The organism is Anabaena sp. FACHB-83 (genome assembly GCF_014697485.1).
Classification (GTDB): domain Bacteria; phylum Cyanobacteriota; class Cyanobacteriia; order Cyanobacteriales; family Nostocaceae; genus Nostoc_B.
The window spans coordinates 27489-40517 of sequence record NZ_JACJRY010000014.1 but is presented as its reverse complement, the minus strand read 5'-3'; the positions used below and the strand labels follow the sequence as shown (position 1 = coordinate 40517).

Genomic DNA, 13029 nt, shown 5'->3' with positions numbered 1-13029 from the left:
TATGCTTAATACTCAAATTTTTGTTTCTCCAGATTGGCTGCTTAATCATCTCAATGATCCACAAATTATCATTGTTGATTGTCGTTTTTCTTTAGCTGATCCAGAATTGGGATGCAAACAATATCAAACCAGTCATATTCCAGGAGCATATTATTTAGATTTAAATCAGGATCTTTCTAGTCCTGTAGGTAAACATGGCGGTAGACATCCTTTACCTGATACTAATAATTTAGCGAAGAAGTTATCAGCAATGGGAATTAATTCCCAAGAAACTTTGGTAGTCGCTTATGATGACTCTCGCTTGGCTTTTGCTTCTCGTTTGTGGTGGTTACTGCGTTATCTCGGACATGAACAAGTAGTCGTTATGGATGGGGGTTATACTGCATGGCAAAAAGCTGGATACCCCATTACAGATGTGATTCCAGAACCCCGGACAGGTAATTTCATTCCACAAATTCAAACCGAATTGGTAGTAGATGTAGAAGTTGTGAAAAGCCGTAAAGACTTACCAGAAGTTATTTTAGTTGATTCTAGAGAAGGCGATCGCTATCGTGGTGAACGAGAACCCATTGATAAAATAGCTGGACATATTCCTGGCGCAGTTAACTATCCTTGGCAAGAAGTTACAGACTCATCTGGTTATCTACTTTCCCAACTACAGCAGCGTCAAAGATGGGAAAATATTTCTACAGCCCAAGAAATTTTAGTCTACTGTGGTTCTGGTGTCACAGCTTGCGTGAATTTGCTTTCTTTAGAATTAGCAGGCATTCACACAGGGAAATTGTATGCAGGTAGCTGGAGTGATTGGATTAGTTATATGTAGAATTTTCTGAAAAAGTTATTTGGTGGAGGTAGGGGATAGGGAATAGTTTTGGATTCCCATATTAAAATTCACCAATTCTCAAATTGTAATAAACACTCAAAAACCAGTTGTCAAAATTAATATTTCTATCTGTAGAATCCCCAAAGCTAAAACCACTCTGCACATTTAAATTACTAGAGTTTGATACTCGGTAAATTACATGGCCAAACAAGCGGTGATAATTGTCGTTGCGTTGTCGCTGTGTAAAATCAGCAAGGGTTAATTGATAGTTAATTCCAACTTGTAGCGGCTCTTGTAAAGCATAACTCAGAGATAACCAAAAATTATTAATTAGCCGACTACGGTTATTGGGTTCAGAAAAATTGGCACTAAATTCATAAAAACTATCTAGGTTTAATCTAGGATTCAGAGGATCTCTTCTGCCTAAAGATACCCTGACTGAATTTTCATCTAAAAAGCGATCGCCTGCTTGAAACCTGCCAACGCTCTTAGCATAAAAAAACTGTTGGTTATTAAAATCTAACTCGGCATACATCCGAGGAGAGAGTTGTTGATAAATCCCAACATTAAAATTGATTTGATTATAGTTAAACCTTGATTGATCAATGTAGCGAATTAAATTTCCATTGATTGAACCATTAATATAAGTTTTAGCACCTAAAGGAAAATAAGCTGAAGCCAGACTCAGACCATAAAAGATTAAGCCATCTTCTCTAGGGAAAAACTCAGAAGCAAAGATGTTATTTGTCTGAAAGTAACCAACATTAGCTTGTAGGGAACCTATTGGTTTAAACTTGGCTACAGGTGGTTTTGTTTGTGGTACAGGTCTTGGTCTTACCCTTAACTCCAGTTCCCGAAGACTATTAGCATTAGATGTTGGCTGTTGTTGGGGTAAAGGTCTTTGTCTAACTCTTAGTTCTAATTCTCGCAGATTATCTGTTTGGGGTTTGGGTTTTTGTCTTAGTTGCAAAATTCTTCTGAGTCTCTCTAACTGCTCAGTTCTATTGACTGCGGGTTTATCTAAGAGTTCTTCAATAATCGTGGGTGAAGATTGGGGAAACTCTCTAGGCTGTGCTTCTAGCTGTGGTGGTTCATTGGAAGGTGGAGGATTGCTAGGTGGATTTGGCGTTTGAGGTAAGGATTCAGTATCAGGTTTTGCTTCAGGGTTAGATTGAGATATAAGGATATTTGCTGCTGAATTAAAATTTAGTAGTGGCGATCGCTCTAAATCAAAATTACTTGCCTGAAACTGGCTACTCTGGTAAAACTGATAACCTGGCTGGCTATCTGTAGCATATTTTATGTTTGCTTTGTGTTGCTCACCAGAGTTTTTTGAGTTACCAGCCAATACTACATCTACCCCCATACAACACTTATTGCCACTAATCACAGCTAATAAAGTTGCAAATAACAGTTTTGTCCAGCCCTGGGATTGCATTAACATTTATATTTTATAGACAACAGAATTCACCATTCAGTCTGATTATCAAAAGACAACGATTATTACCTTCTAAAAATTAATTATTTGATTTTAATATTTTTTGATAATTTTTATTACCTTGATTTATAACAAAATTTCGCTAAAATTTTCAATGAATACAAAAAAATTTAGTGATAAAACGCACAAACCAATAAGTAAATCTAATATCTCAAAATCTATCTCAGTTGGTGTGGTCTTAGGTAATTTATCTAGCATTCAAGCGATGTCTTTGAAATTTGTTGCCTTATTGATAATGAGTGTGTGGGGCGTGAACATGATGCCTTTATCGGCGATCGCGTCTACTCCTCTGACTCGCGCCGAGATTCAAAATCTGCGAAATTTAGTACAATTACTGCCGCAGAATCATAAAAAGCGCCCAGCACGTAAATTAGATCCAATAACTCCTGGTGATGGTTTGTCAACAGGTAGAGCATCTTTGGCTGATTTACGTTTTAACGATGGTTCCCTAGCAAGGGTTGGAGAAAGAGCAGTATTTCAATTCCTACCCAAAACTAGAAATTTTCGGCTGTCCAACGGGACAGTACTGTTACTGATTCCACCAGGAAAAGGACAGACACGCATACAAACACCAAGCGCGGCCGCTGCTATTCGTGGTTCAGCATTATTTGTCCGCTATGACAAACAAACAGACACCACAATTGTTGGGGCGCTGACAAATAGCGGCATTGAAGTATTTAATCAAGCAGCCTCTCAAAATCAGGTGTTAGCAGCAGGACAACTGATGGTCATCGTGAAAGGTGAATTCCGGGGCTTATATGATTTTGATCTGAAAACTTTTTATGAAACCAGTGATTTAGTAGAAGGATTAGATTTAACCAAGCAAAATAGTACAGCTAACCCTGACCCAGCGATCGCTAGTGTTCAATCTGAAATTATCGCAGCATTAGCAACACAAATGCCTCTAGTCGGTCAAGGAGTCATTGAAAATCCATCTTTTATGGAGTTATCTGGTAATAACTCTTCTAACTCATCTGACCAAAATCAGGAGTCAGATAATTCTTCAGTAGATTCTTTTGTCAATACTGGAGAAGTAATATCAGACACTACGCGCAATACCAGCAACAATGAAATAAGTCTGCCAAGTAATATTGATAATCCTGGTAATCCCGGCGGCAATACTGGTGGCAACACTGGTGGCAATACTGGTGGCAACACTGGTGGCAATACTGGTGGCAACACTGGCGGCAATACTGGTGGCAACACTGGCGGCAATACTGGCGGTAACACTGGCGGCAACACTGGTGGCAATACTGGTGGCAACACTGGTGGTAACACTGGCGGTAACACTGGTGGTAACACTGGCGGTAACACTGGCGGTAACACTGGGGATGATCACAGTGGTAATCACAGTGGCAACCCTGGTGATGATCACAGTGGCAACCCTGGTGATGATCACAGTGGCAACCCTGGTGATGATCACAGTGGTAATCCAGGTGGTAATCACAGTGGTAATCCAGGTGGTAATCACAGTGGTAACCCTGGTGATGATCACAGTGGTAATCCAGGTGGTAATCACAGTGGCAACCCTGGTGATGATCACAGTGGTAATCCAAGCGGAAACCCAGGTGGCAACCCAGGTGGCAACCCAGGTGGCAACCCAGGTGGCAACCCAGGTGGCAACCCAGGTGGCAACCCAGGCGGTAATCCAGGTGGCAACCCAGGTGGCAACCCAGGTGGTAACCCAGGCGGTAATCCAGGTGGCAACCCAGGTGGCAACCCAGGTGGTAATCCAAGCGGAAACCCAGGTGGCAACCCAGGTGGCAACCCAGGTGGCAACCCAGGTGGCAATCCAGGCGGTAATCCAGGTGGCAACCCAGGCGGAAACCCAGGCGGTAATCCAGGGGGTAATCCAGGTGGCAACCCAGGCGGAAACCCAGGCGGTAATCCAGGGGGTAATCCCGGTGGCAACCCAGGCGGTAATCCCGGCAACCCAGGTGGCAACCCAGGCGGTAATCCCGGCAACCCCGATGGAAACCCAGGTGGTAATCCCGGCGGTGATGATACTGGTGGTGGTCATTCTGGAGGGAGACCACTAGAAGGAGATTTCCCCCCACCTTAAACCTTTGAATGGTTATAAATAATACAAGTTCGCGCAGGGTTAAGACGATCGCTTTGGAAAGGTTTTAACCCTCTTCGTAAGTCTGCACTTTTCCCTGTTCCTTTTAATTTCAATAACTACAGTCTTGCAATACATTTACCTTCATGGGTTTGCTTCTAGCCCTAAATCTGCTAAAGCCCAGGCGATGAGCGATCGCTTTCAAACAATTCCAATACAGCTAAATATTCCTGATCTTAATGCTGGCAATTTTTCTCAGTTGACAATTACCCGCCAAATCAATCAAGTAGCAGCACTCTTGGATAATTCTGAAGCAGTTACATTAATCGGTTCTAGTTTGGGTGGTTTGGTGTCTGCTCATTTGGCACAACAACACAAGCAAGTGCAACGCTTAATTTTGTTAGCACCTGCTTTTGGCTTTTTATCTCATTGGTTGCCGAAGCTAGGAGATGAAGCAATGAAGCGTTGGCAACAAGAAAAATATCTCATGATTTACCACTATGGGGAAGCGCGATCGCTGCCTCTAAGTTACGATTTCGTGACAGATGCCCAGCAATACCAAGAGGATATCTTACAGCGTCTAGTGCCAACGCTGATTCTGCACGGTAAACAAGATGAGGTGATTCCAATTACAGCCAGTCGTAACTTTGCAAACTCACGCCCTTGGGTAAAGTTAATAGAACTTGAGAGTGATCATGCTTTAGGTAATGTCACAGCCGAAATTTGGCAAGCAATTCGCCTCTTTTGTCAGTTACCGTAAAACGGTAAAATATGAAACCTACCAACAAGCACTCTCTTAGTCATAAGAACACAAATGACTATCGACTAAAATTATGCTTCCTTTTATTCGGTCAGATTTAGCCCAATTTACAGCTTACAAACCTCACCCTAGCAGCAATACAGCAGAACCAGTCGCCACCCAGTTTGATCGACTGGATACCAATGAAAGTCCTGATGATTTGCCCCCTGAACTCAAAGAAAAATTAGCCTGGACATATCAACAAGTTATCGAAACTAATCGCTATCCTGATGGCGGCCATGAGTCACTCAAAGATGCGATCGCAGAATATGTCAATGAATCAGCTAATCTTGTCTCATCACCGTTGACTGGGGCTAATATTTCTGTGGGTAATGGTTCCGATGAACTCATTCGCTCTTTATTAATCGCCACCTGTCTGGGCGGAGAAGGTTCCATCTTAGTTGCCAATCCCACTTTTTCGATGTACGGCATTTTAGCCCAAACCTTGGGTATCAAAGTGGTGTCAGTCGGCAGAGATGAAACAAACTTTGAAATTGACCTCAAAGCCGCACAAACAGCCATTATCCAAACCCAAAATCCACCTATTCGGGTAGTTTTTGTTGTACATCCCAATTCTCCCACCGCTAATCCACTCACTGCGGCAGAATTAGCATGGCTAAAAAGTTTACCAGAGGAAATTTTAGTAGTAATCGATGAAGCTTACTTTGAGTTTAGCCAAAATACTTTAGTGGGTGAATTAACGCAGCGTCCGAATTGGATAATACTACGAACTTTTTCTAAAGCTTTCCGTTTAGCTGCCTTGCGTGTGGGTTATTGTATTGCTCATCCAGAAGCGATCGCCATTTTAGAGAAAGTCCGCTTGCCTTATAATCTACCAAGCTTTTCACTAGCCGCCGCGTTAGTAGCTTTACAAAATCGTCAACTCTTACTGAGTTCAGTTACACAAACTCTCAATGAGCGTCACAAGTTGACAGCAGTTTTGGCACAACATCCTGACTTGCAAGTATCAGATAGTGCAGCTAACTTTCTTTATGTACGTCTCAAACCTAATGGTTCCACCACCCAAAATCTTACCCTACAAAATTTACACCAACAACTCAGCAACTCTGGAACTCTTGTTAGACTACTGAGTGAGGGATTACGAATCACAATTGGGACTCCCGCCGAAAATTCCCGTACCTGGGAAAGACTACAAGCTGCCATAGTAAATTGTAACGCTGGAGCTAGTAATTGAATCTGCCATCAACGTCACTACCAAAACGACGTACCATCCTCACAGTTTGAGGAAATACACCCACTAAAAGCGCAAAGGCTGCATCTGGTAAATCAGCCACTATTTCTGCTGGAAAATATTGGTCAAACTGATCTAAAATCTTTTGGACTCGCTGTTGCGGCGCAGGATTTTCGGTAATTTGCTTGATTAAGCGAATCCATTGTCGCCGAATTAAGTAAGCTTTCTGGCGTTCCTCATAAGATTCGGTATCTAACAAAGATAAATTGCCGATAGGCAGAACCATCTGGCAATCACTATCATATTCTCCACCAACTGCTGCGCCTGGGCCAGCAAATTCTGCATGGTAGCGTTTAAAAAGTATTAACCCATTCCGCTTGCGACTATTGACAATCAAAACTTTCCCGCTATGTAGAAGGTTTAAAGTATCCGAGCCGCAAGATTGCTCAGTTCCATCTGACATAACAAGATGGTTCAGAAAACTGGTTTCAGGGTAATAAGTTGATACCATAGCGGTTTGATAGCGCGTTGGTTGTTCGCTATCCATGTTTTCTATAACTTTGGAATAATTTGGTAGTTCGATGCACGTCAAGCAGTAACTTGGTTTTAAATCAAATTAGTTTTTTTGGTTATCTTAACTATCGAGAACTTTTTGTTCAAAATTAATAACAAAGATGAATCAGATTTCACTCTGTAGTTATGTAACCATATTTTATGAGATATAGCTGAATTTGTCTGCCAACTAAACTCTCAAAAAATTAAAGTTTTTATAAAGATGAATAAAATGAATACAAAGTTATTATGAGGAATATTTTATTTAGCGTAATTTTACCGATGGCTTCCACATATTGGATATTATATATTAAAAAATTTAGATTAGACGTTGATGAAATAAGGCATTAAGTCGTTATTTGAGAGCCGTTGAAAATATAAAGCATTTTCTCTCAGAATAGCAAGTAAATCTAGGCTTGATTTTCTATTTACCGTTTCTACAACTACTGGAGATAAAACAAATTATTAATTACTATAATAATTTGTTTTATTTTTTGCCATTATCCTTACAGACAGAGAGTTGTGTGCATTAAACAGGATTTTTTTGTGTAATGTTTTTTCAAAAATTAAATAAAAATCTTAATATCTAAAAGATATATTTTAGGGAAACTCATAGAAAAATAACTTTACCTACAGTCTACGATTCAGATTCATTTATTTTAATGAGTGATTATACAGTTTTGTCCATCAAAAACTAACTTAGACTTAAAACATAGGTTAAAAATCTTAAGTGTTAATTCTGATAGAAGAATCTAAATATAAGTTCCAACTGCGATCGCTACATCTTTCTACCATCACCTAAAATATATTCACGGCAATTTCTGGTTCAAAATCCAGGAGTCAGCACTCTGAATTTGGTAGTAAGCGTTTATGCAATAAGATTTGACGAGATTGCTGGAAAAAGAAAAAATTCCAATTGGACTCTACTTTACATATCTTGTAACCTAACTTGAAATATAACTGCCGTGCCTGATGGTTATCTTCTAAAACATGGAGATATAAATCTTGAAAACCCCATTCCTCGCAAAGTTTTTCGCAACTTAGCAGTAGCTTTGAGGCGACACCATGCCGCCGATATTTCTGGTCAACAGCCAAATTAGACAAATAAAGAAAACTTTTGCCATTTTTCTTCCATGAGTCAGGGAAACGCACTCCCAACTCTACAGTTCCCACTAGGTTATTAGCACCACTAACAGTGGTGTGAACAGCAACTAAACAAGTATGATGGGGTGCAGCTGAGGATAAACGATTTCTGAAGTCTTCATAGATACCCAGGCGTAACAACGGAAAAGCCCATCCCCAGAAACCAGTTTGGGAGTGAAAGCTTTCTGCAATAATCTGAGAAATAGCTGTTAAATCAGTAGCTGTAGCTGCACGAATTTGGAATTGTTGACCAGCTTGTTCTGCGGCTGATGTCAATGGTTGTTCGTGAGATGAGTCAAAAAACCAGGATGTCAAGGCTAGTTTATTATTAGTTAATTGTATTTTACAAAAATTTTCTCAAATATTCTAAAACACCGTTTGCTACCTTCAATACAATTGTTTTATTTACTTGCATATCAGGAAATTATCTCGGTAGCAGAGGTTCTTCTGTAAGTAAATAACATACTTAGCATCATTTTGGGCAACAAGAACATCAATTGTCACAACCATTGAAAAATTCAGGAGTCAGAATCAATCATTAGAGGAAAAAGACCCACCACTGAATTTTAGACAGCTTTTCGACCACTTCTGAGGATGATACTAAGTTGCTTTCAGAAATAGTATTCTGATTCCTCACTCCCACCACAGGTTGTAGATACTTTGTAGACAACATCTGTAAAACTTAGGATGAAGAATTGTTTTTATCTTATAAAACTAAAAAGCTATATAGTAATCTAGCTAAAAATATAGATGACTACCGTATTTATACTGAAAAAATATCTGAAATATTTTTGGGATAATAAAGCAGTTATTTTTTAGCGATCGCCTAGATAAACTAAGTACATGCTGTAATAGTTAAAGCAGCATTAATCTGTGACAGCCCCATGTCACTTTTCTCACTGGTGGTTATGATTGCTAAATTAGAACAAGTAATAAGTCTAATAGTATACTTTGCCTTTAACACTCATCGTTGTGACCTAGCTCACTCTCCTATGAACAAAATAAATAAAATTTACTTGCAAATGTTATTACAACGACGACAAAGGGCAAACTTAATATGCAGCTTCAGTTAGCTTTTCCAGCAGACCTGAATGTTGTATGTCATCCGCACAAGTTTTCACAGGAGGTGAAACCAGACTTGAAAAGCAAGCATCTACTCTGTAGTACAAAAACCAACCATCCCAAAAACTGTGCTGTATCAGAGACAGTGGCAAAAATTACCACCGATTGAGGCTAATTACTGTGAGTAGATACTCTTACACCCAGCATTTGTGTAGCCAAAAAACCCGATTGGGCAAAATGCTCTGCTCTTACCTGATTCAGAAAAATTACCTCCTGAGCAGATTATTCTTTATTCAACTGCTGTTGCAGCAGGAAAGCGGTGCATGAAATCTCAAGTAAACAGTAAGCCGAAAATTTTGGTTGTTGATGACGAACCAGACAACCTAGATTTGCTTTACCGTACTTTTTATCGTGATTATAAAGTGTTGCGGGCAACCTCTGGCCCGGCGGCACTAGACCTGCTGGCAGAAGAAGGAGAAGTCGCAGTGATTATCTCCGATCAACGAATGCCAATTATGAGTGGTACGGAATTTTTGAGCCTGACAGCAACTCAATATCCAGATATTATTCGGATTATTTTGACTGGCTACACTGATGTCGAAGACTTAGTAGAAGCCATCAACGCTGGTAAGGTATTCAAATATGTCACCAAACCCTGGGAAGCGGAAGAACTCAAAGCAGTAGTACGCCAAGCCTTAGACACCCACAATGTTTTAAAAGCTCGTACCCGCGAACTCACCCGCACATTGCGTCAAGAATCGCTGCTGAATACAGTTACTAATACAATTCGCAGTGCGTTAGACTATCGGCAAATTTTGCAAGCAATTGTCGATACCGTCGGTCACATGTTAGAAGTAGATGTTTGCCTGTTACGTTCTTTTCAAGATGAACAGTTAGCAGAAGAAGGATTTATCTACCAAAAACTGTCCCAGACGCAAACAGAAACAGGCGCAGAAATTTCTCAAGAGACAACAGCCATATCCTTCTCGGCTTCTGCTGCTTTATTGGCGCAAACAGTTTGGGAAACCCGTGAAGTTCAGGTAATTCACGATGTAGCGACAGATGAGCGAATTCAAGGAAACGCGCCTGAACTAAAACAAAGAGGACAAGCTTTTGCTACGGCGAATATTTGTTCTAGCTTAGTTGTACCGTTGATCTGTCAACAAGAATTGTTAGCAGTATTAGCACTGCATCAGTGTCACGAGTCCCGCCTTTGGGGGAGTGAAGAAATTCAGCTAGTGACAATGGTGGCAGATCAGGCGGCTCTGGCTTTATCTCAAGCCTATGCTTATGAACAAGTACGTGCTTTAGCGAAACGAGAAGCACTGATTAATACAGTTACAACCGCAATTCGCTCTAGCTTAGATCCACAAGATATTTTTGCTGCAATTACCCATCAATTAGGGCAAGCCTTACAAGTTGATGGCTGTGCGCTGTCTTTATGGACAGAGGAAGATGAAGCTGTTCAGTGTGTGGGATTATATGATGTTTTTCAACATCCTGACCATATACTTAAACCAGGGCAAAATACTAATTTAAATATTAATCTTGACTTAATATCTCAAAATTTCCCTTACTCAACGAAAGCTCCTATTAAAGATAATCCTTTGTTGCAAGAAATTTTGCGGACACAGGAGCCAGTAGTAATTTCTGATATAAGTGTCAGTCCCTTAGAACTAAAGGGTTTGGACTTACCTGTGAAAAAGCCAGCCCGATCGCTGATGGTTGTGCCTTTGTTAGCGGATGGCAAATGTATTGGTAGTATTACCTTACGAGAAGGGCGAAAAATCCGGCAATGGGTATCCTCTGATATTGAACTGGCTAAAGCGGTAGCAGCCCAAGCCGCGATCGCCGTACAACAATCACGCCTGTATCAGAAAACCCGTGAACAAGCCGAGCGTTTATTGGAATTAGATAAACAAAAAACCGAGTTTTTCCAAAACATCTCCCACGAATTCCGCACCCCAATTACCTTAATTCAAGGGCCATTAGAATCGGCAGTGGCATCTGGTGAAGGATTATCTCATGCCCAAAGTGCGATCGCCCTACGAAACTCTCGCCGTTTGCTGCGACTCGTCAACCAATTACTCGATTTACAACGCTTAGACGCAGGCCGAATGCAACCGAGTTTTCGTCCTTGTGATTTAGTCGAATTTGTTAGCCAAATTGTCGAGTCATTTCGTCCCTACTGCGAGAAAAAACAACTGCATCTCGCCACTGATTTTGATGCCTGTCCCAAGGTTTACTTAGATATGGAAAAATTTGACAAAGTGGTTTACAACCTGCTGTCAAATGCCATGAAGTTTACACCTGAAGATGGCACAATCAGCGTTACACTCCAACACCACAACGAATACTGCATTCTCCAAGTCAAAGATACCGGAATTGGCATTATTCAAGAGCAGATTCCGATGTTATTTGAGCGATTCCGCCAAGCTGAAGGCTCAGAAAACCGTTCCTATGAAGGTAGTGGACTGGGTTTGGCCTTAGTCAAAGAATTGGTAGAACTGCATGGCGGTAAAATCACTGTAGATTCAGTTTACGGTGAAGGAACGACCTTTACATTGTGGTTGCTGACTGGCCATGAACACTTACCCATCAATCAAGTATTAGAAACACCAGCTGAATTAAATACCAGCCGGGCCACTGTAGAATTAGCTGATTTGGAACTGATAGAAGCAACGACTGAAAGGTCGGAAAACATCACAAAAGATGTATCTTCTGTGCCACTAAATCAGGATTCAGCAGTCAATCACTATCCAACGGCGGCAGACTCCAGCACACAGCAGAATAGCCGTCACTCGATTTTAGTTGTTGACGATAACCCAGATTTACGAACTTACGTATCTGATATTATTCGCCGCAACGGCTATCAAGTCCACACAGCACGTAATGGTTATGAAGGGTTTGGTGTAGTTCAAGAAATTGTCCCCAGCTTAATTGTCACAGACTTGATGATGCCTTTGGTGACAGGGCTAGAAATGATTCGGATGATTCGCTCTGATGAGAAATTAAAAGGAATTCCGATCATTTTGCTCACCGCCAAAGTAGACGAAGAAACTCGCATTGAAAGCACAGAACATGGGGCAGATGCTTATTTAGCCAAACCATTTAACGATAGAGAATTGCTGGCAGAAGTCAGAAATCTCTTGGCTTTGAAGGAAAATGAACGACGGGTTTTGGAACTGAATACTTATCTGACAGAATCAGTTCTCAAGCGATTTCTACCCAGTGTATTGGTGCAGAAAGCCGCCGCCGGGGATTTAACTTTAGATTTACGCCCTGAACCAAGGTTGATTACAGTTTTGTTTAGTGACATTGTAGGGTTTACTCAGTTAGCTAACACTCTCAGGTCTCGACGGGTGGCAGAATTACTGAATGAATATTTAGAATGTATGACCAAAGTTGTGTTTGACAATGGCGGCACTGTTGATAAATTCATGGGAGATGCAATTTTGGCGTTGTATGGAGCGCCAGAAGAACTCACCCCGAATGAACAGGTACGTCGTGCGATCAACACTGCCAGAGGAATGCACCGTTCACTAGGACAATTAAACCAGCGTTGGCGAGACCAAGGTGTATTTGAAAGCGATGGACGTTCTAGCGTACAGTTTCGCTGCGGAATTCACCAAGGTACAGCCGTTGTAGGGATGTTTGGTAGTGCTGAACGCGCTGACTATACTGCCATTGGGCCAAGTGTCAATATTGCCGCCCGGTTGCAAGCTGCTGCGGTTCCCGGTACGATTTTGGTTTCGGCGGCTGTGGCAGATTACTTACAGGATGAAGAAATTACCAAAGGTAGCCCATTAAAACTCAAAGGAGTTGATGAAACTGTCCTGACTTTTGCAGTTTCGCCAGATTTAGTAGTTAATCGCTAAGATCCAAACGGAGTCCTTAAGCT

Annotated in this window: 8 protein-coding genes; 5 read left to right on the top strand and 3 right to left on the bottom strand. The window is 41.1% G+C overall.

What is annotated here, in order from left to right:
• The first annotated feature begins 1 nt into the window (after position 1).
• Positions 2-823 carry a sulfurtransferase gene (locus tag H6G79_RS17845; protein WP_190590830.1) on the top strand — a complete coding sequence of 274 codons (822 nt, stop codon included), beginning with the start codon at positions 2-4 and terminating at the stop codon, positions 821-823.
• 61 nt (positions 824-884) lie between these two features.
• Here H6G79_RS17845 and H6G79_RS17840 read toward each other — a convergent pair whose 3' ends face one another.
• Positions 885-2267, bottom strand: a complete 1383-nt coding sequence (locus H6G79_RS17840; RefSeq protein WP_190590832.1) for a hypothetical protein — start codon at positions 2265-2267, stop codon at positions 885-887.
• A gap of 148 nt (positions 2268-2415) precedes the next feature.
• On the opposite strand from H6G79_RS17840, the gene H6G79_RS17835 reads away from it, so the two are divergent.
• From H6G79_RS17835 to H6G79_RS17825, 3 genes are all read left to right on the top strand, one after another.
• Positions 2416-4383 (top strand): FecR family protein, encoded by a 1968-nt coding sequence (locus H6G79_RS17835; protein WP_242048436.1) that lies wholly within the window; start codon positions 2416-2418, stop codon positions 4381-4383.
• Positions 4384-4507: 124 nt separating this feature from the next.
• Positions 4508-5140 carry a YqiA/YcfP family alpha/beta fold hydrolase gene (locus H6G79_RS17830; RefSeq protein ID WP_190590834.1) on the top strand — a complete coding sequence of 211 codons (633 nt, stop codon included), beginning with the start codon at positions 4508-4510 and terminating at the stop codon, positions 5138-5140.
• Between the two features lie 73 nt (positions 5141-5213).
• Positions 5214-6374, top strand: coding sequence for a histidinol-phosphate transaminase (locus H6G79_RS17825; protein WP_190590836.1), 1161 nt, complete (start codon positions 5214-5216; stop codon positions 6372-6374).
• On the opposite strand, the gene H6G79_RS17820 is transcribed toward H6G79_RS17825, so the two are convergent.
• Both H6G79_RS17820 and H6G79_RS17815 read right to left on the bottom strand, forming a co-directional pair.
• Positions 6364-6918 (bottom strand): hypothetical protein, encoded by a 555-nt coding sequence (locus H6G79_RS17820; protein WP_190590838.1) that lies wholly within the window; start codon positions 6916-6918, stop codon positions 6364-6366. The two genes, H6G79_RS17825 and H6G79_RS17820, sit on opposite strands and share 11 nt — an antisense overlap.
• A gap of 845 nt (positions 6919-7763) precedes the next feature.
• Complete coding sequence (locus tag H6G79_RS17815; protein WP_190590840.1) at positions 7764-8381, bottom strand: GNAT family N-acetyltransferase; 618 nt, start codon at positions 8379-8381, stop codon at positions 7764-7766.
• 1070 nt (positions 8382-9451) lie between these two features.
• Between H6G79_RS17815 and H6G79_RS17810 the strand changes: the two genes are divergently transcribed.
• Positions 9452-13006: a response regulator gene (locus H6G79_RS17810; RefSeq protein ID WP_190590842.1), complete on the top strand. Its 3555-nt coding sequence runs from the start codon at positions 9452-9454 to the stop codon at positions 13004-13006.
• The last annotated feature ends 23 nt before the right edge of the window (positions 13007-13029 follow it).

Bases quoted from the DNA above. Each gene is read 5' to 3' on its own strand.
- H6G79_RS17845 (WP_190590830.1), top strand. From the start codon at position 2: ATGCTTAATACTCAAATTTTTGTTTCTCCAGATTGGCTGCTTAATCAT.
- H6G79_RS17840 (WP_190590832.1), bottom strand. From the start codon at position 2,267: ATGTTAATGCAATCCCAGGGCTGGACAAAACTGTTATTTGCAACTTTA.
- H6G79_RS17835 (WP_242048436.1), top strand. From the start codon at position 2,416: ATGAATACAAAAAAATTTAGTGATAAAACGCACAAACCAATAAGTAAA.
- H6G79_RS17825 (WP_190590836.1), top strand. From the start codon at position 5,214: ATGCTTCCTTTTATTCGGTCAGATTTAGCCCAATTTACAGCTTACAAA.
- H6G79_RS17820 (WP_190590838.1), bottom strand. From the start codon at position 6,918: ATGGATAGCGAACAACCAACGCGCTATCAAACCGCTATGGTATCAACT.
- H6G79_RS17810 (WP_190590842.1), top strand. From the start codon at position 9,452: ATGAAATCTCAAGTAAACAGTAAGCCGAAAATTTTGGTTGTTGATGAC.